The sequence below is a fragment of the Pseudomonas sp. DCA-1 genome (assembly GCF_046523955.1).
Taxonomy (GTDB): domain Bacteria; phylum Pseudomonadota; class Gammaproteobacteria; order Pseudomonadales; family Pseudomonadaceae; genus Aquipseudomonas; species Aquipseudomonas putida_Y.
This window is the reverse complement of sequence record NZ_CP169881.1, coordinates 5,401,613-5,420,071: the sequence shown is the minus strand read 5'-3', so window position 1 is coordinate 5,420,071 and position 18,459 is coordinate 5,401,613. Positions and strand designations below refer to the sequence as shown.

The window sequence follows — 18,459 nt, the reverse complement described above, 5'->3', positions numbered from 1 at the left end:
GCAGCATGGAAGTAAGCAAGACCAAGAGCAGCTTCTACCGCCGCCTGTACGTGGCCTGGCTGATCGACAGCCAGACCGCGACCAGCGTGCCCGCCCTGATGGAGGCCACCGGCATGCCCCGTCGCACAGCCCAGGACACTATCGCCGCGCTGGCCGACCTGGACATCGTCTGCGAGTTCGAACAGCAGGAAGGCGCACGCAACCACGCCGGGCATTACCGCATTCATGACTGGGGGGCGATCGACAAGCAGTGGATCATCCAACACTTGCGGCAGATCCGCGAAGTGCTGGGCTACCCCTGATTTGAAAAGCTGGCGCGGTCCGTGGGGGCGGCCTCAACCCTTTCGCATTCCGATAGTCGCGATGCCGTCCACCAGAGACTCCCCGCTCACCACCGCAAACCCATGGCGGGCATAAAAATCCTGCAAATGCGCCTGAGCCGACAGATACACCGGCACTCCCGGCCAACAGTGCTCCGCCGCCTCCAGCCCTTTGAGCAGCAAGCTTTCCTCGAGCTTCAAACCTCGCGCTTGCGGTGATGTCACCACGCGTCCGATCACCACATCCCCTCCTTGTGATTGCGGATCCAGTAGGCGCAGGTAGGCCACCAGCTTGTCTTCCTGCCAGGCCATAAGGTGCAAGGTATCGCCGGTCAGGTCCTGACCATCGACTTCCTGATAGGCGTGGCGCTGCTCCACCACGAATACCTCAGTGCGTAATTGCAAAATGGCATAGAGCTGCTCCTTGCCGAGGGCGGTGTGGTGCTTGCAGAGCCAGTCGATTGACATTGGCACGAACTCCTTGGATGGGGCTGGATCATCGCATGCTGCATGTGCTTCGGCCAAAATAGAGGCTAAATGACACTATTGGCCGCTGCCCTCGGTAACAGCTTTGTGTAATCTCACTGCCAGTGTTGCCCTCCATATGCGAAAGGACGTGAGCATGCGGCCACTGCTTTGTGTTCTGGGATTGCTGGCAACGATGCTGGCAACACCCGCCCTGGGTCGCGACAAGCTACGGCTGGTGGCTGACAACTGGCCACCGTTCACCGATGCCAAGATGCCGGGCGGCGGCCTTGCGACCTCCATCGTTACTACGGCGCTAGCCCGTGCCGGCTACGCCAGCGGCTATGAAGAGGTGCCGTGGGCGCGTGCGTTGCTGGGGGTAGGTGAAGGGCGCTACGACGTGCTGATCAATGCCTGGTACAACGATGCGCGCGCCAATATCGGGCAGTTCTCCAACGCCTACCTCAGTAATCGAATTCGGCTGCTGCAACGCAAGGGCGAGACGTTTAGCTACAAGCAGCAGTCTGACCTTTATCCCTACAGCATTGCTGTAGTGCGCGATTACGCCTATTCACCGGAATTCGACGGGGATCCCCGTCTGCACAAGGTGCCGGTGCGCAACTTTTCTTCTGCGGTACGCATGTTGGCGGCGGGGCGGGTAAGCCTGGCGGTGGAAGACGAGTACGTGGCCCGCTACAACCTGCAACGTGAGCCGCAGGAAGTACGTGATGGAGTGATGCTGGTGGAGCCGCCGCTAGGGGAGAACACCCTGCATATTCTGGTCAGCCTGAAGCACCCGGAGCATAGGCGGATCGTACAGCGCTTTGAGCAGGCGATTGCGGCGATGAAGGCGGATGGCAGCTATGCCCGGCTGCTGCGTCAGTATGGTTTTTGAGCGCAGCGGCCAGCACAGGCAATAAAACTATCAGGCCGGGGCACCTTCTTTGATCAGGTGTGCCGCCAGGGTCCGCAATGGCCCTAGCTGGCGGCATATCAATGCCAACTGCGTCTGCACCAACCGCTGATGCTCATCCAGATCTTCCGGCATCTGCTCCAGGGCATTGGCCAGCGCCTCTTCGGTATCACTGTGAATCGCCACCGGCAGCCGTGCAGCCAAGCCGTTGGCAATCTCGTCCAGGCTGTTGGCCAGGCTTTGCCCGGCGCCTTCGATCAACTGCTCCTGTACCTCCGCCGGCAACGCCGTGTCGCGGTGCGCGCCTAACCCCGAGAGGTAGCTGAGCAGGGTGTGCGACAGCACCAGGAAGCGAAAGCCAACGTCGGCTTCCTTACGGAAATGCCCCGGCTCCATCAGCATGTTGGCCAAGGTGGTGGACAGCGCCGCGTCAGCGTTGTGGGCATTGCGCCGGGCCAGGCGATAGGCCAGGTCGTCGCGCTTGCCGTGGGCATACTGCTGCATGATCTGGCGCAGGTAGACGCTGGCGCAGGCCAGGGTATTGGCCAGCGCCTTGTTCAGCCGTCGGCCCTGCCAGTCAGGCAGGAACAGGAATACCGCGAGGATGGCAATCAGGCTGCCCACCAGAGTATCGAACAGGCGTGGCAGGAACAGGCCGTAGCCATCGCCGATCTGGTTGAAGCAGAACAGCACCATCAGGGTGATCGCGGCAGTGGCCAGGGTGTAGCGGGTCGTGCGGTTGACGAAGAACACCACCCCGGCAACCACGGCGAACAACGACTGGATGACCGGGTTAGGGAACAGATCGAACAAGGCCCAGCCCACTGTCAGGCCAACGGCAGTGCCGAAGATTCGCTGCACCAGCTTGCGCCGGGTGGCCCCGTAGTTGGGCTGGCACACGAACAGCGTGGTGAGGATGATCCAGTAGCCCTGGGTCGGGTGAATCAGGTGCACCATGCCATAGCCGATCGACAGCGCCAGCGGCAGGCGCAAGGCATGGCGGAACAACAGCGAGGTCGGTGTGAGCTGGGTGCGCAGGCGCGTCCATACGTCCTTCAGCGAGCGTGGCGAGCGGTCGAGCAGGCTGCTGTCGCTGGCATCGGCCAGGCTGTCCGGGTTGCTGGCGGCACTGAGCAGGCGGTCCAGCGTTGCCAGGTTGGCAGCCAGCGCCCGCAGCGAGCGCAGCAGGCCGCGCCAGGCCGGGTTGCTTTGAATGCGCAGGTGTTCGAGCGAAGCGTTGAGGTCCTCGAGGGCTTCTGGATAACCGCTGGCCAGCACGAACGGTTGGCGCAGGCGGATCGAGCGGGCCAGCTCCTGGCAAGATGAGCCCTGCTTACGCAGCAGGCGCTGGCAGCGGAACATGACGTCACTGTGGAAAAACGCCTCGGTCAGAGCGTTGTAGGGGTAGTGCGAGGCACTGACACGCTCGTGGATGTCCTGGGCCAGGAAGTACAGCTTGAGGTAGCGGCTTACCTTCGAGTTTGGTTGGCTGTTGCCCACCCGGTGCAGGATGATTTCCTTGGCGGCGTTCAGCGCTGCCACCACCTTGCCGTTCTGCTGGGCCAGTTCCAGGCGCCGGGCCTCGACGTCGAGCGTGCGGACCGGTTCGAACAGGCTGGCCTTGAGCTTGAGGTAGCTGCCCAGCTCGAAGAACAGTTTGGCCAGGCTCTGTTGTACCGGCTGGTTGGAAAACAGCGCCTGCCACAGCACCGACAACAGCCCGTACCAGGCCGCACCTGCCACCAGCAGCAGCGGTTCGTGCCAGAAGTCGGTGACCTGGCCGCCGCGCTGGTCTACGCCGATCATGGTGTAGACCGCAGTGATCAAGGTGGCCGAAGCGATGGCGCCGTAGCGCTCGCCCAGCGCTCCGAGCATGGTCAGGCCAAAGGCGGCCAGGGCCAGGGCAATGACGAAGATCCAGGGGTAAGGGAACAGCAACTCGACCGCCAGTGCAGCGATGGCGAAACACACCAGGGTAACGGCCAGGGCGCTGAGGCGGCCCTGCCAGCTGTCGTCGGTTTCGGCCAGGGCGCTGGCGATGATGCCGAGGAACAGTGGAATCAGCAGGGCCATCTCGTTCTGGTACCAGCACAGGGCCAGACTGCCGGTGAGGGCAATGGTGACCCGGATGCTGTAGCTGAACTTGTCTTGGCCCCACAGGCGACGCAGTGACTGACGGAACGAGCTCGATGACATGATGGCCTGCCAGGCGGTGATCAGAAGAATACCTTTCAGGGCCGGTTATTGGGGCCGCTTCGCGCCCCTTCGCGGGCACGCCCGCTCCCACACGTTCTACAAAGAACCCTGTGGGAGCGGGCGTGCCCGCGAAGGGGCGCGAAGCGGCCCCAATAACGGCTCCAAACACGGGCCAGCAAGAAGCGTTCCGTGCTGCTGAAAGGATTCTACCCTACACGAACTGCGCTGCGGCGTTCGCTGATGCCCAGGCCCACTGGAAGTTGAAACCGCCCAGGTGGCCGGTGACATCCAGCACTTCACCGATGAAGTACAAACCGGGGCTTTTCAGCGATTCCATGGTCTTGGACGACACCTCGCGGGTATCCACGCCGCCCAGGGTCACTTCGGCGGTGCGGTAGCCTTCGGTGCCGGCCGGCACAACTTGCCAGTTCGCCAGCTTTTCGGCGATTTGCGCCAGTTCCGCCGGGGTGTACTGCTTCATCGGTCTGGACTCGAACCACTGCTCGGCCAGCAAGTTAGCCAGCTTGCGAGTGAAGACCTCGCCCAGCACGGTCTTCAGTTCGGCGTTGGCGCGCTCGGCCTGCATCTGTTGCAGCCAGGTCAGCGCATCGCGGTCGGGCAACAGGTTGATCTCGACCGTGTCACCGGCTTCCCAGAATGACGAGATCTGCAAGATCGCCGGACCGCTCAGGCCGCGGTGCGTGAACAGCAGGTTTTCGCGGAAACTGGTGCCGTTGCAACTGGCGGTGCAGTCCAGCGAGGTGCCAGACAATTCGGTGCACATCGCCTTGAGTTGGGGCTCGGTGATGGTGAATGGCACCAGCCCGGCGCGGGTTGGCAGCAGGGTGTGGCCGAACTGGCGGGCCACCTGGTAGCCGAAACCGGTGGCGCCCAGGGTCGGGATCGACAGGCCGCCGGTGGCGATGACCAGCGACTGGCAGGCGAACTGGCCGCTGCTGGTCTGCAACATATAGCCGCTTTCGGTCTTCTCGATCTGTTCGATGCTGGTGTGCATGCGGATCTCGGCGCCGGCCTCGTCACACTCGGCCAGCAGCATGTCGAGGATGTCGCTGGCCTTGTTGTCGCAGAACAGTTGCCCGAGTTTCTTCTCGTGGTAGGCCACGCCGTGCTTGCAGACCAGTTCGATGAAGTCCCATTGGGTGTAGCGAGCCAGCGCCGACTTGCAGAAGTGTGCGTTGTGCGAAAGGAAGTTGGCCGGCTCGGTGTACATGTTGGTGAAGTTGCAGCGCCCGCCGCCGGACATGAGGATCTTCTTGCCTGGCTTGTTGGCGTGGTCGAGCAGCAGCACCCGGCGGCCGCGACGGGCACTGAGCTGGGCGCACATCAGGCCGGCGGCGCCGGCGCCAAGGATGATCACGTCGGTGGAGTGCACTGTATGAACCTTCAGAGTTGAAATGCTGAACCCTGTGGGAGCGGGTTCACCCGCGAATGCGATGGTGCATTCACTGCCGCATTCGTGGGTAAAACCGCTTCTACAGGGGATTTGCCTGGCATTTAGATAATGCGGACTTTCAGGGCGCGGCCCTTGATCTTGCCGCTGTTCAGCCGCTGCATGGCCTGCTTGGCCAGCGCCCGCTCCACGGCCACAAACGCCTGAAAGTCGAAGATGGCAATCTTGCCCACCTGCTTGCCCGGGATGCCGGCATCACCGGTCAAGGCCCCCAGGATGTCGCCAGGGCGCAGCTTGTCCTTGCGGCCAGCGGCAATGCACAGCGTGGTCATCACTGGCAGCAGGGGCTCGCCGCCCTTGTTTTTCAGGCTGTCCAGCTGGTCCCAGCGCAGCGGGCTCTTCTGCAGCGCTTCGATGGCCTGGGCGCGGTGGCCTTCGGCCGGTGCCACCAGGCTGACCGCAATGCCTTTCTCGCCGGCGCGGCCGGTGCGGCCCACGCGGTGCACGTGGATTTCCGCATCACGTGCCAGTTCCACGTTGATGACCATGTCCAGGCCATCGATGTCCAGACCGCGGGCGGCCACGTCGGTAGCCACCAGCACCGAGCTGCTGCGGTTGGCGAACATGGTCAGCACCTGGTCACGGTCGCGCTGCTCCAGGTCGCCGTGCAGGGCCTGTGCGACGATGCCCTTGGCGGTCAGGTGGGCAACCACGTCCTCGCATTGCTGCTTGGTGAAGCAGAACGCTACGCACGACTGCGGGCGGTAGTGGCCGAGCACGCGGGTGACTGCTTCCAGACGTTGTTGCGGGTCAATCTCGATGAAACGCTGCTCGATCTGGTTGTCGGCGTGCAGGCTCTCGACCTTGACCTGCTGCGGGTTGCGCATGAAGTCGGCGGCCAGTTGCTTGATGCCGGCCGGGTAGGTGGCAGAGAACAGCAGGGTCTGACGGCGCGACGGGGTCTTGCCGATGATGCTGGCGATGGCGTCGAAGAAGCCCATGTCGAGCATGCGGTCGGCTTCGTCCAGTACCAGGGTGTTCAACCCGTCCAGTACAAGGGTGCCTTTGTCCAGGTGCTGCTGGATGCGCCCTGGAGTGCCGACGATGATGTGTGCGCCGTGCTCCAGCGACGCGATCTGTGGGCCAAGCGAAACACCGCCGCACAGGGTCAGGATCTTGATGTTGTCCTCGGCGCGGGCCAGGCGGCGCAGCTCCTTGGCCACCTGGTCGGCGAGCTCGCGGGTAGGGCAGAGCACCAACGCCTGGCAGCCGAAGTAGCGCGGGTTGATCGGGTTGAGCAGGCCGATGCCGAAGGCGGCGGTCTTGCCGCTACCGGTCTTGGCCTGGGCGATCAGGTCCTGGCCTTTGAGGATGACAGGCAGGCTCTGGGCCTGGATAGGCGTCATCGAGGCATAGCCGAGGGCGTCCAGGTTGGCCAGCATGGCAGTGGACAGCGGCAAGGTAGCAAAGGCGGTGGATTCGGTGGTCACGAGGCGGGCCTGCGTTGCGAAGCGAAAAATGCCGCACAGTCTACCAGCCTCGTGGCCATTCGCCCTACGACTCCATGTGTTGTTCCGGACGACGGGCACGCCTTCCGTCCGTCGGCGCCAGTTGCAGGAAAATCGCCGCCGCCAGCATGGCCATTACACCGATGGTGACGAAGGTCAGCTGGAACGCGCCCAGGGTGGTTTCCACGCCCTCGGCGCTGCCTGCCGCAGTAAAACCGCCCAACAGTGCGCCGGCGCAAGCCACGCCCAGGCTCAGCGACAGTTGCGCGACCACCGACAGCAGGCTGTTACCGCTGCTGGCGCTGGCATCGTCGAGATCGATGAGCGTCACTGTGTTCATCGCCGTGAACTGCATGGAGTTCACGGCACCCAGAAGGCCAAGTTGCACCAACAGCAGCCAATAGGGCGTCTGCTCGTCCACCAGGCCCAGGCTTGCCAGCAGGATGCCCAGCAGCAAGGTATTACCGGTCAGAATGATGCGATATCCGAACCGTTCGATCAGCGGTCGGGCAATGGACTTGGCCAGCATGGCCGCCACCGCCAGCGGGATCATGCTCATGCCTGCCTGGGCGGGCGAGTAGCCCAGCGCGACCTGCAGCAGCAACGGCACCAGGAAGGGCAGAGCGCCGCTGCCCAAGCGGGCGAACAGGTTGCCGAGGATGCCGATGGCGAAGGTGCGCACGCGGAACAGGCTGGGCGAGAACAGCGGCTCCGGGTCGCGCCCGGCTCGCAGCCAGTACGCGGCCAGGCAGGCCATGCCGGCGAACAGCAGCAACATTACCCGCAAGTGCGGCAGGTGCAGCTCGCCCAGGCCTTCCATTGCAATGGTGATCAGTACCATCGCTGCGCCAAACAGCAGGAAACCAGGGCCGTCGAAGGTGGTGCGCTCGGCGCCGCGCAAGTCCGGGATGAACTTCCACACGGCAATGCAGCCAAGCAGGCCGACTGGCAGGTTGAGCAGAAAGATCCAGTGCCAGCTGAGGATTTCCACCAGCCAGCCACCGACCGTTGGACCCAGCAATGGCCCGAGCAGGCCGGGGATGGTGATGAAGCTCATGATCCGCACCAGCTCGCTGCGGGGGTAGGCGCGCAGCACCACCAGCCGCCCGACCGGCAGCATCAGTGCACCGCCCAGGCCCTGCACTACGCGGGCGAAGATCAGGAAACCAAGGCTGTTGGCTACGGCGCACAGCAGCGAACCAAAGCTGAAAAGCAAGATGGCACTGAAGAAGATGCGCTTGGTGCCGAAACGGTCGGCGATCCAGCCTGAGGCAGGGATCAGCAGGGCCACGGTGAGCATGTAGGCAATGATCACACCCTGCATGCGCAAAGGGTCTTCGGCCAACGAGCGGGCCATGGCCGGCAGCGCAGTGTTGAGGATGGTGCCGTCCAGGGACTGCATGAAGAAAGCGATGGCCACCACCCAAGGGATCCAGCGGGCGGTGACGGGGTCCAGCGGGGTGCGTTCGGGCATGACTTCCTCGTTTGTCAGTGCCAGCCTCTTCGCGGGTACCCGCTTCTGCAAGGGTTTGGCGCCCCCTGTAGGAGCGGGCTTGCCCGCGATAGGGCCATCAATGCCTATTACAATGTCAGGGTCAGGCCTTTGACCAGCGCCCCGGGCAAATGACTCGACCCAGTACTGCGCTGCCCATAAGTACTTGTGGACAGGATCATCTCGCGCTCTTGGGTCAGGTCCTCAAGCTGGCTGCCCAGCAAGCTGTACAGGCTGTCATCGAAGCGCATGGTACTCACCGGCCCCTGGATCTGCCCGTCTTCTACCCAGAAGGTGGCGAAGCGGGTCAGCCCGGTCATGCGCGCCGCTGGCAGGTCCGAGTAGTTCAGGTACCACAGGTTGCTGATGTACAGGCCGGTGCCCAGCCGCTCAAGGATCTGCGCACTGGCCAGATTGCCCGGCGCCAGGCTGAGCGCACAGGGCGACTCATAGCCGTCGGCGCCATTGGCCTGCAGCTCGAACTCGGCCGCACTGCGCGCACTGATCAACTGCTGCCGGGCCTCGCCTTGCTGGATCAGCGGCACATCCAGACGCGGCGCACCTTCATCGGAAAATGCTGGGCTAAGTGAGCCACTTACCTGCTCGGTAAAACTCACCAGCGGGCTAAGCCGTGCATCGCCGTTGTACAGGCGCTGCAGAGCGCTGTTGCCAGTGGCCAGGGCTTGCGCGGAAAAGCCGCCCCAGCACAGCATGCCGGCGACTTCGTCCATGGCCGCAGGTGCAAGGTAGGCGCGGTAGGTGCCGGGCTTGAGGGTAACTGCCGGGCGACCGAGGAAACCCAACTGCTCTCGTGCTTGGCGCAGGCGCGCGGTGAAGTCGTCGGCACTCCAGGCCTGGCCGGCATAGTTGGCCTTCACCGCCTGGCCATTAGCGTGGAACAGGCTCCAGTCGACGTTGAAACTGTTGGCCTGGTGCCAGCCGAAGGCGCCGAACGAGCTGGCGAAACCCCGGCAGACCGGGCCGGCGGCATGGATGCCGACCAGGTCCAGGTCGCCTGCTTCACGCTCGAGCAGATCCAGTACTTCGCTCAGTGCGGGCAGGGGGTGTTCCTGCAGGCTATGGCTGTGCCAGGCATTTTCGTCCAGGCGCAGATAAGGGTCGAGGGCCAGCAGCGGCAAGGTCTGACGCAACTGCTCGAGCGCAACATTCAGGCGCTGGCGATCCAGTTGTGCGTCGCCACTCAAGGTTACCTGCTGTTCCGCCTGGCGCCCATCGCGCACCAGCCGCAGCTGCGCGCTGGCCTGGCTGACTTCGCCGGCCTGGCGCACCTTGGCATGGTTGAAACGCACGAACTGCGATTGCTCGGCACTGTAACCGAGGGTGAACTGCTCGCCCGCCTGAAGGGCGGCGTGCACATCCCCGACCAGGTTTTCGAAAGCGTACTTCATCAGGCGTCTCCTCCGAATACATCGATCTGGCGGAACACACAGGCCGGCGAGGCGTGGCCGACCCGCACCACCTGATTGGGTTCGCCCTTGCCACAGTTGGGCGTGCCCAGCACCTGGAAGGTACTGTGGTCGCCAACCGCTGACAGGTTTCGCCAGAACTGCGCGGAGATGCCGCGGTAGTTGGGGTTCTTGACGATACCCTTGAGCTCGCCATTTTCAATCAACTGGCCCCATTCGCAGCCGAACTGGAACTTGTTGCGCGCATCGTCGATGGACCAGGAACGGTTGGTACGCATCAGGATGCCGTGCTCGATGCCCTGGATCAGTTGCGGCAGGCTTTGCTCACCAGGCTCGATGTTGAGGTTGGCCATGCGGTCGATCGGCGCGCGGTTCCAGCCGCAGGCACGGCTGTTGGCCACGCCGTCCAGGCCAGAGCGGAACTGAGACAGCGCGCCACCCAGCGGGCGCAGCAGCAGGCCGTCGCGTATCAGGAATGCTTTGCTGGCCGGGGTGCCGTCGTCGTCATGACTGTAGCTGGCCAGCTCTTCGCCAATGGTCGGGTCGAAGGTCACGTTCAGCAGGCTGGAGCCGTACTGCAGGTGGCCGAAGTCGCTGGCTTTGACGAAGCTGGTGCCGGCGTAGTTGCGCTCGTCGCCGAGAATGCGGTCCATCTCCAGCGGGTGGCCGATGGATTCGTGAATCTGCAGCATCATCTGGTCCGGCATCAACAGCAGGTCACGCGGGCCGCTGGGGGTGTTCGGTGCCAGCAGCAGTTGCAGCGCTTCGTCGGCCACCCGGCTGGCCGCGCCGACCAGGCCACAGCGCTCGATGATCTCGAAACCACCCTGTTGGCCGAAGTTGTCGCGGCCCAGGCTGCGGCTCTGGCTGTCCTGGCCATCGCTGGCAGTTACGCCAAGGCCCGGGAACAGGAAGCGCTGGGCGTGGCGCAGCTCGGCGCCGGCCGAGTTGAGGTAGGTTTGCTCGACCAGGCTCAGCCCCAGGCTGGCCTGCCAGTCCACAAGGCGGCTGTCCCTGGGCACGCTGGCCGATTCATCGGCGAGCAGGCCAAGGCAGTCGGCGAGGCTGGGTACGGGTTGGTCGAAGTTGGGCGAGACATGGTCGTGGTGTGCGCTGGTCACCGCTTGTTCGCGCAGGTCCAGCAGGCTGTGCCGGGCGATCTGCCGCGCCAGCGCCTCGGCTTGCTCAAGGGCGCGCTGCAGGCCAGCCTGGGACAGGTCGGCGGTGGCAGCGTAGGCCTCCACGCCATTGACCCGCACGGTGAGCATGGCGCCCTCATCCTGGCTGAAGAAGGGTGGTTCGGCGACGTTGCGGCGAACTGAAAGCGCCTGGTGCGACTGTTTTACATGGCGCAGGGAAAACAACTCGGCCGTACTGCGCAGCGCGGCAAAGCGCTGGCGCAGCAGGGCGCTGGAATCGAACATGCGGATGCCTCCGTGTACACGGTGGCTCCCCCTAGAACCACCCGTCTTGCATGGCGAGGCAGGTATCGTCGTGTGCCTCGAGCAATGCCAGCTCATTATGGCAGCCCGGTACTTCCCAGGTCAGGAAATAACGTGCGGCTTGCAGCTTGCCGAGGTAGAAGTCGCGATCAGCAGCGCTTGCCTTGAGCAGGCCAAGCTCGGCGTGAACCGCCTGCTCAAGCCAGCGCCAGCCGATCACGCAGTGGCCGAAGGCCTTGAGGTACAAGGCAGAGTTGGCCAAGGCACCAGCGACTTTGCCTTGGGCCAGATCGCCGAGCAGGGCCAGGGTTACGCCTTGCAGGCGGTTGACCAACTGCTCCAGCGGCTGGCGCAGCAGGTCCAGGTTGGGGTGATGGCTGGCGCGCTCGCCGGTGGTGGCGATCAGGCGGATCAGTTGCTTGAGGCCGGCACCATTGTTCTGCGCCAGCTTGCGGCCGAGCAAATCGAGCGACTGAATACCTTCGGTACCTTCGTGGATCGGATTCAGGCGGTTGTCGCGGTAGTACTGCTCGACCGGGTATTCGCGGGTGTAGCCGTGGCCGCCGAGAACCTGGATCGCCAGTTCATTGGCCTTGAGGCAGAACGCCGAAGGCCAGGATTTGACGATCGGGGTCAGCAGGTCGAGCAGCGCCTGCGCTTGGTTGCGCGACGTTTCGTCGTCGGCGGTCTGGGTATCGTCGAACAGGCGCGCTGCGTACAGGCCCAGGTCGAAGGCGCCTTCTACATAAGCCTTTTGTGCCAGCAGCATTCGTTTCACATCGGTGTGCGCAATGATCGGTACTGCCGGGCTGAGCGGGTCTTTGCTGTCCGGCAGCCGGCCTTGCGGTCGCTGGCGGGCGTACTCCAGCGAATACAGGTAGCCGGCGTAACCGAGCATGACCGCCCCCATGCCAACGCCGATACGTGCTTCGTTCATCATCTGGAACATGCAGGCCAGGCCTTGGTGCGGCTGGCCGACCAGGTACCCGACGCACTGGCCATTGTCGCCGAAGTTCAGGGCTGTGGAGGTGGTGCCGCGCCAGCCCATTTTGTGGAACAGCCCGGCCAGCAGCACATCGTTGCGCGGGCCACGGCTGCCGTCCGGGTTTACGTGGTACTTGGGCACGATGAACAGCGAGATGCCCTTAACCCCGGGCGGGGCGTCCGGAAGCTTGGCCAGCACCATGTGCACGATGTTTTCCGACAGTTCGTGGTCGCCGCCGGAAATGAAGATCTTGTTGCCTTTGAGTCGGTAGCTGCCGTCGTCTGCTGGTTCAGCACGGGTGCGGATGTCGGCCAGCGAAGAGCCGGCGTGGGGTTCGGTCAGCGCCATGGTGCCGAAGTAGCGGCCCTCGATCATCGGTTGCAGGAACAGGCGCTTCTGTTCATCGGAGCCGAAGCTCTCGATCAGGTTGGCCGCGCCCATGGTCAGGAATGGGTAGGCTGTGGTGCCCGCGTTGGCGGCCTGGAAGTGGGCGAAGCAGGCTTGCGAGACCAGGCTGGGCAGCTGCATGCCACCAACCTCGAAGTCCCGGTTGGCGTTGAGGAAGCCGGCTTCGAGGAAGGCGTCGACGGCGGGTTTTACTTCGGGAATCAGTTCGGCGCGGCCATCCACATAGCGTGGTTCGTTTTCGTCGGCCTTGCGGTTGTGCGGGGCGAAATACTTCTCGGCGACGGTACGCGCGGTGGTCAGTGCCGCATCGAAGGTTTCACGGCTGTGTTCGGCGAAGCGCGGGCGTTGGGTCAGGGCTTCGGCGTCGAGGACTTCGTAGAGCTCGAAGGCGAGGTTGCGGGGGCTGAGCAAGGTCTCGGGCATGGTGGCGGTCCTGAGGCGGGATGCTGCGAGTGTAGGGGCCTGGTGCGGGAGGGGACAGGTTAATAGGTGTGAGTGATATTGTTTTAGAAAGGGCGAGCGCCATGGCTTTAAGGGGATGGCGTTAGAGGTGCGTCGTCTGGGAGACCGAGCGCCGCCCGCGCGGCGCATCGCGAGCTGCGCTCGCTCCTACGTTTGTTTCGGGCCGGTTATTTCTGGGGGGATTGGGCGCGGGCGCTTTGGGGCATGTCGCGATATTGCGCCGAACAAACAAAACGGTCGCGCGCGCCTGTCACGGGCGTTACTGGCCCGAAACAGACGTAGGAGCGAGCGCAGCTCGCGATGCGCCGCGCGGGCGGCGCTCGATTTCAGCAACGGCATAACATCCACGGCAAACATGCCCGGCCATTGCGCAACCTCATGCCATGCGGTGTGGCGTGCCATGCGCCATGGCTTTAAGGGTATGGCGTTAGAGGTGCGTCGTCTGGGAGACCGAGCGCCGCCCGCGCGGCGCATCGCGAGCTGCGCTCGCTCCTACGTTTGTTTCGGGCCAGTTATTTCTGGGGGATTTGCGCGCGGGCGCTTTGGGGCATGTCGCGATATTGCGCCGAACAAACAAAACGGTCGCGCGCGCCTGTCACGGGCGTACTGGCCCGAAATAGACGTAGGAGCGAGCGCAGCTCGCGATGCGCCGCGCGGGCGGCGCTCGATTTCAGCAACGGCATAACATCCACGGCAAACATGCCCGGCCATCGCGCAACCTCATGCCATGCGGCGTGGCGTGCCATGCGGTGTGGCTTTGAGGGTATGGCGGCAGAGGTGCGTCGTCTGGGAGACCGAGCGCCGCCCGCGCGGCGCATCGCGAGCTGCGCTCGCTCCTACGTTTGTTTCGGGCCAGTTATTTCTGGGGGATTTGCGCGCGGGCGCTTTGGGGCATGTCGCGATATTGCGCCGAACAAACAAAACGGTCGCGCGCGTCTGTCACGGGCGTTACTGGCCCGAAACAAACGTAGGAGCGAGCACAGCTCGCGATGCGCCGCGCGGGCGGCGCTCGATTTCAGCAACGGCATAACATCCACGGCAAACATGCCCGGCCATTGCGCAACCTCATGCCGTGCGGCGTGGCGTGCCATGCGGTGTGGCTTTGAGGGTATGGCGGCAGAGGTGCGTCGTCTTGGAGACCGAGCGCCGCCCGCGCGGCGCATCGCGAGCTGCGCTCGCTCCTACGTTTGTTTCGGGCCAATTATTTCTGGGGGATTTGCGCGCGGGCGCTTTGGGGCATGTCGCGATATTGCGCCGAACAAACAAAACGGTCGCGCGCGCCTGTCACGGGCGTTACTGGCCCGAAACAGACGTAGGAGCGAGCGCAGCTCGCGATGCGCCGCGCGGGCGGCGCTCGGTCTTGCAGGCGCAGAAAATGTTGTGGCGAGCCCCAGCCCCCCAAACCCAATCTCAAGACAAACGCCCATAAAAAAGGAGAGCCGAAGCTCCCCTTTTTCAGCAACCCTCAGCTTCAGCCAATGGTCATCAGGCTGGCGTTACCACCCGCCGCCGCAGTGTTCACGCTCACCGCCCGCTCGATCACCAAACGCTCCAGCGCAATCTGGTGATCACCGCTGGACAGCCCGTGCACCCCAACGATCGCCCCGGCACGTTTGGCCACCTGCTGGCATACGCCGCGCAACTGGTCCGAGTCGCCATGGTGGATCACGGCGTCGAACGCCACTTCATCCTTGTTCCAGTCCGCGACCAGCTTCACCTTGGCCTGCAGCTCACGCGGCAGGCGGGCGCGCAGGGCTTTGCCCGGTTCACCGTCAACCCATACCGCCGAGCTGCCAACGGCCAGTACTGCGGCCAGCTGCGCCAGCAGGTCGGTTTCGTTGTCGGCCAGGCACAGCACGTGCTCACGCGGCAAGATGGTGTAGCTGTTGCGCTCGCCGGTCGGGCCGGGCAGCAGGCGGGCGATGCCGCTCTGCGACTGGCTGGCGAACTGGCTGCACAGCGCGACCAGGTCGGCCAGCTGGTTGCTCTCGGCCCAAGCCTTCAGGCCGTGCAGTGGCTTGACCAGCTGTTCGTGCAGGGTGCGGTCCGGCTTGCCTTCGCCGTCCTGCTGCTGGAAGTGGTGGCCAATGGCGTCGGCCGGACGGGTCGACAGCAGGCGGTACAGGTACAGCGGGCCGCCGGCTTTCGGGCCGGTGCCAGACAGGCCTTCACCACCGAACGGCTGCACGCCCACCACGGCACCCACAATGTTGCGATTGACGTACATGTTGCCGGCATTGGCGGTTTCCACCACTTTGGCAATGGTCTCGTCGATGCGGGTGTGCACGCCCAGGGTCAGGCCGTAGCCGGAGTTGTTGATCTGCTCGATCAATTGGTCCAGGTTGCGGCGGTTGTAGCGCACCACGTGCAGTACGGGACCGAAGATTTCACGCTTCAGTTCGTCGAAGCTTTCCAGTTCGATCAGGGTCGGCATGACGAAGGTGCCACGCTTGATCTCGGCAGCATCGGCAATGGCCACTTGGTAGACCGAGCGGCCTTTCTCGCGCATGCCCTGAATGTGCTTCTCGATGCCGGCCTTGGCTTCGGCGTCGATCACCGGGCCGATGTCCACGGCCAGGCGGTCCGGGCAGCCCAGGCGGCTTTCAGCCATGGCGCCCTTGAGCATTTCGATTACGCGGTCGGCGGAGTCTTCCTGCAAGCACAGCACACGCAGGGCCGAGCAACGCTGGCCGGCACTGTCGAAGGCCGAGGACACCACGTCGATCACGACCTGTTCGGTCAGTGCCGAGGAGTCGACGATCATCGCGTTCTGGCCGCCGGTTTCGGCGATCAGCGGGATCGGGCGGCCCTGGTTGTCCAGGCGGCCAGCGACGTTGCGCTGGAGCAGGCGGGCCACTTCGGTGGAACCGGTGAACATCACGCCTTTGACGCGTTCGTCTCCTACCAGGCCGGCACCGACGGTTTCACCGCGGCCTGGCAGCAGTTGCAGCACGCCTTCGGGGATGCCAGCTTCCAACATCAGGCGCACGGCCTGGGCGGCGATCAGCGGGGTTTGCTCGGCAGGCTTGGCCAGTACCGGGTTGCCGGCAGCCAGGGCTGCGGCCACCTGCCCGGTGAAGATCGCCAGCGGGAAGTTCCAGGGGCTGATGCACACCACCGGGCCCAGCGGGCGGTGGGCGTCGTTGCTGAAGTCGTTACGTGCCTGCACCGCGTAGTAGCGCAGGAAGTCCACGGCTTCACGCACTTCGGCGATGGCGTTGGCAAAGGTCTTGCCGGCCTCGCGGATGAGCAGGCCCATCAGCGGCTGGATTTCGGCCTCCATCAGGTCGGCGGTGCGTTCCAGAATGGCAGCACGCTCGGCTGGCGGGGTGGCCTGCCAGATCGGCGCGGCGTTCAGTGCGCACTGGATGGCGTGGTCCACGTCGGCAACGGTGGCTTCTTGCACGTGGCCAACCACGTCGCGGTGGTCCGCCGGGTTCAGTACCGGTGCCGCAGCGCTCTCGCTGGCGGCGCAGGCCAGCAGCGGGGCAGCCTTCCAGTCGTTGTGAGCGGTGGCCAGCATGGCGCAGGACAGCGATGCCAGACGGTGTTCGTTGGCCATGTCGATGCCGGCCGAGTTGGCCCGTTCAGTGCCATACAGATCGCGTGGCAGCGGGATACGCGGGTGCGGCAGACCGATACTGCCTTCCTGGGTACCCATGCGCTCGATGCTGGCCACCGGGTCGGCGACCAGTTCCTGGATGGAAATCGAGTGGTCGGCGATGCGGTTGACGAACGAGGTGTTGGCGCCGTTTTCCAGCAGGCGGCGCACCAGGTAGGCCAGCAGCGTTTCATGGGTGCCGACCGGCGCGTACACGCGGCACGGGCGGTTCAGCTTGCCATCGGCAATCTTGCCAACCACTTGCTCGTACAGCGGTTCGCCCATGCCGTGCAGGCACTGGAACTCGTACTGGCCCGGGTAATAGTTCTGCCCGGCAATGTGGTAGATGGCCGACAGGGTGTGGGCGTTGTGGGTGGCGAACTGCGGGTAGATGGCTTCTGGCACGGCCAGCAGCTTGCGGGCGCAGGCCACGTAGGACACGTCGGTGTACACCTTGCGGGTATAGACCGGGTAGCCTTCCAGGCCTTCGACCTGAGCACGCTTGATCTCGCTGTCCCAGTAGGCGCCTTTTACCAGGCGGATCATCAGGCGGTGGCGGCTGCGCTTGGCCAGATCGATGACGTAGTCGATCACGTACGGGCAGCGCTTCTGGTAGGCCTGGATAACGAAACCGATGCCGTTCCAGCCAGCCAGGGATGGCTCGAAGCACAGGCGCTCGAGCAGATCGAGCGAAAGCTCCAGGCGGTCGGCTTCTTCGGCGTCGATGTTCAGGCCGATGTCGTACTGCTTGGCCAGCAGCGTCAGCGACAGCAGGCGCGGGTACAGCTCTTCCATCACGCGCTCGTACTGGGCACGGCTGTAGCGCGGGTGCAGTGCCGACAGCTTGATCGAGATGCCTGGGCCTTCGTAGATGCCGCGGCCATGCGAGGCCTTGCCGATCGAGTGGATGGCCTGCTCGTAGGACGCCAGGTATTTCTGCGCGTCGTGCTCGGTCAGTGCTGCTTCGCCGAGCATGTCGTAGGAGTAGCGGAAGCCTTTGGACTCGAAGCGGCTGGCGTTGGCCAGTGCTTCGGCAATGGTCTCGCCGGTGACGAACTGCTCACCCATCAGGCGCATGGCCATGTCGACGCCCTTGCGGATCATCGGCTCGCCGCTCTTGCCGATAATGCGAGTGAGCGAGGAGGTGAGGCCGGTTTCGTTGTGGGTGCTGACCAGCTTGCCGGTCAGCAGCAGCCCCCAGGTGGCGGCGTTGACGAACAGCGACGGGCTGTTGCCCAGGTGTGGCTGCCAGTTGCCGGTACTGATCTTGTCGCGGATCAGCGCATCGCGGGTGCCTTTGTCGGGGATACGCAGCAGGGCTTCGGCCAGGCACATCAGCGCCACGCCTTCCTGAGACGACAGCGAGAACTCCTGCAGCAGGCCCTGGACGACACCGGCACGGCCGCCGGCGCTTTTCTGATTGCGCAGTTTTTCAGCAATGCTTGCGGCCAGCTTGTTGGTGGCTTCGGCCAGCGGCGCGCTCAGGCGCGCCTGCTCCAGCAGCATTGGCACCACTTCCTGCTCGGGGCGGCGGTAGGCAGCGGTGATTGCCGAGCGCAGTACCGACTGCGGCAAGATGCTCTCGGCAAATTCGAGGAAGCACTGGTGGCTGTGGTCGGCCTGGATTTCACCGGCATCGTCGGCCGGGTTGCTGGCATGACCGTTGAGTTCGGTCAGGGTTGCGCCACCCTCGAGCTTCTCCAGGTAATTGAAGATCGCTTGCTTGATCAACCAGTGAGGTGTGCGGTCAATGGACTGCGCAGCTGCTTTGAGTCGCTCACGGGTCGGGTCGTCGAGTTTGACCCCAAGGGTGGTAGTCGCCATTTCTT

12 protein-coding genes are annotated in these 18,459 nt (G+C 64.1%); 2 read left to right on the top strand and 10 right to left on the bottom strand.

The window, feature by feature from the left end; genetic code table 11:
• Positions 1 to 5: 5 nt before the first annotated feature.
• A complete protein-coding gene (locus ACE4QZ_RS25480) occupies positions 6 to 302 on the top strand; it encodes a helix-turn-helix domain-containing protein (protein ID WP_016395304.1) in 297 nt (98 codons plus the stop codon).
• Positions 303 to 335: 33 nt separating this feature from the next.
• Here the strand turns inward: ACE4QZ_RS25480 and ACE4QZ_RS25475 are convergent, their stop codons facing one another.
• A complete protein-coding gene (locus tag ACE4QZ_RS25475) occupies positions 336 to 788 on the bottom strand; it encodes a GNAT family N-acetyltransferase (RefSeq protein ID WP_021783785.1) in 453 nt (150 codons plus the stop codon).
• 154 nt (positions 789 to 942) lie between these two features.
• On the opposite strand from ACE4QZ_RS25475, the gene ACE4QZ_RS25470 reads away from it, so the two are divergent.
• Positions 943 to 1,680, top strand: coding sequence for a substrate-binding periplasmic protein (locus ACE4QZ_RS25470; protein WP_021783786.1), 738 nt, complete (start codon positions 943 to 945; stop codon positions 1,678 to 1,680).
• A gap of 30 nt (positions 1,681 to 1,710) precedes the next feature.
• On the opposite strand, the gene yccS is transcribed toward ACE4QZ_RS25470, so the two are convergent.
• From yccS to putA, 9 genes are all read right to left on the bottom strand, one after another.
• On the bottom strand, positions 1,711 to 3,894 hold the full coding sequence (yccS, locus tag ACE4QZ_RS25465; protein ID WP_021783787.1) for a YccS family putative transporter: 2,184 nt from the start codon (positions 3,892 to 3,894) through the stop codon (positions 1,711 to 1,713).
• Between the two features lie 211 nt (positions 3,895 to 4,105).
• Complete coding sequence (locus ACE4QZ_RS25460) at positions 4,106 to 5,287, bottom strand: NAD(P)/FAD-dependent oxidoreductase (protein ID WP_021783788.1); 1,182 nt, start codon at positions 5,285 to 5,287, stop codon at positions 4,106 to 4,108.
• Between the two features lie 122 nt (positions 5,288 to 5,409).
• Positions 5,410 to 6,747: an ATP-dependent RNA helicase DbpA gene (dbpA, locus tag ACE4QZ_RS25455; RefSeq protein WP_235776642.1), complete on the bottom strand. Its 1,338-nt coding sequence runs from the start codon at positions 6,745 to 6,747 to the stop codon at positions 5,410 to 5,412.
• 112 nt (positions 6,748 to 6,859) lie between these two features.
• Complete coding sequence (mdtD, locus tag ACE4QZ_RS25450) at positions 6,860 to 8,287, bottom strand: multidrug transporter subunit MdtD (protein ID WP_021783790.1); 1,428 nt, start codon at positions 8,285 to 8,287, stop codon at positions 6,860 to 6,862.
• A 107-nt stretch (positions 8,288 to 8,394) separates the two neighbouring features.
• The gene (locus tag ACE4QZ_RS25445; RefSeq protein WP_021783791.1) at positions 8,395 to 9,714 is read right to left on the bottom strand and encodes a TldD/PmbA family protein; all 1,320 of its coding nucleotides are present in this window, start codon (positions 9,712 to 9,714) and stop codon (positions 8,395 to 8,397) included.
• Complete coding sequence (locus ACE4QZ_RS25440) at positions 9,714 to 11,156, bottom strand: TldD/PmbA family protein (RefSeq protein ID WP_021783792.1); 1,443 nt, start codon at positions 11,154 to 11,156, stop codon at positions 9,714 to 9,716. Before ACE4QZ_RS25440 ends, ACE4QZ_RS25445 begins: the two co-directional genes overlap by 1 nt.
• Positions 11,157 to 11,187: 31 nt before the next feature.
• The gene (locus ACE4QZ_RS25435) at positions 11,188 to 12,990 is read right to left on the bottom strand and encodes an acyl-CoA dehydrogenase (RefSeq protein ID WP_021783793.1); all 1,803 of its coding nucleotides are present in this window, start codon (positions 12,988 to 12,990) and stop codon (positions 11,188 to 11,190) included.
• Positions 12,991 to 13,541: 551 nt separating this feature from the next.
• Positions 13,542 to 13,775 (bottom strand): hypothetical protein, encoded by a 234-nt coding sequence (locus ACE4QZ_RS25430; RefSeq protein ID WP_373939398.1) that lies wholly within the window; start codon positions 13,773 to 13,775, stop codon positions 13,542 to 13,544.
• Positions 13,776 to 14,500: 725 nt separating this feature from the next.
• Positions 14,501 to 18,454: a trifunctional transcriptional regulator/proline dehydrogenase/L-glutamate gamma-semialdehyde dehydrogenase gene (putA, locus tag ACE4QZ_RS25425; protein WP_021783845.1), complete on the bottom strand. Its 3,954-nt coding sequence runs from the start codon at positions 18,452 to 18,454 to the stop codon at positions 14,501 to 14,503.
• Positions 18,455 to 18,459: the final 5 nt, after the last annotated feature.

What these genes read in the sequence shown, in the direction of transcription:
- yccS (WP_021783787.1), bottom strand. Translation starts at nt 3,894, where the DNA reads ATGTCATCGAGCTCGTTCCGTCAGTCACTGCGTCGCCTGTGGGGCCAA.
- ACE4QZ_RS25435 (WP_021783793.1), bottom strand. Translation starts at nt 12,990, where the DNA reads ATGCCCGAGACCTTGCTCAGCCCCCGCAACCTCGCCTTCGAGCTCTAC.
- ACE4QZ_RS25475 (WP_021783785.1), bottom strand. Translation starts at nt 788, where the DNA reads ATGTCAATCGACTGGCTCTGCAAGCACCACACCGCCCTCGGCAAGGAG.
- ACE4QZ_RS25445 (WP_021783791.1), bottom strand. Translation starts at nt 9,714, where the DNA reads ATGAAGTACGCTTTCGAAAACCTGGTCGGGGATGTGCACGCCGCCCTT.
- dbpA (WP_235776642.1), bottom strand. Translation starts at nt 6,747, where the DNA reads ATGCTGGCCAACCTGGACGCCCTCGGCTATGCCTCGATGACGCCTATC.
- ACE4QZ_RS25470 (WP_021783786.1), top strand. Translation starts at nt 943, where the DNA reads ATGCGGCCACTGCTTTGTGTTCTGGGATTGCTGGCAACGATGCTGGCA.
- putA (WP_021783845.1), bottom strand. Translation starts at nt 18,454, where the DNA reads ATGGCGACTACCACCCTTGGGGTCAAACTCGACGACCCGACCCGTGAG.
- ACE4QZ_RS25430 (WP_373939398.1), bottom strand. Translation starts at nt 13,775, where the DNA reads ATGGCACGCCACGCCGCATGGCATGAGGTTGCGCGATGGCCGGGCATG.
- ACE4QZ_RS25480 (WP_016395304.1), top strand. Translation starts at nt 6, where the DNA reads ATGGAAGTAAGCAAGACCAAGAGCAGCTTCTACCGCCGCCTGTACGTG.
- mdtD (WP_021783790.1), bottom strand. Translation starts at nt 8,287, where the DNA reads ATGCCCGAACGCACCCCGCTGGACCCCGTCACCGCCCGCTGGATCCCT.
- ACE4QZ_RS25440 (WP_021783792.1), bottom strand. Translation starts at nt 11,156, where the DNA reads ATGTTCGATTCCAGCGCCCTGCTGCGCCAGCGCTTTGCCGCGCTGCGC.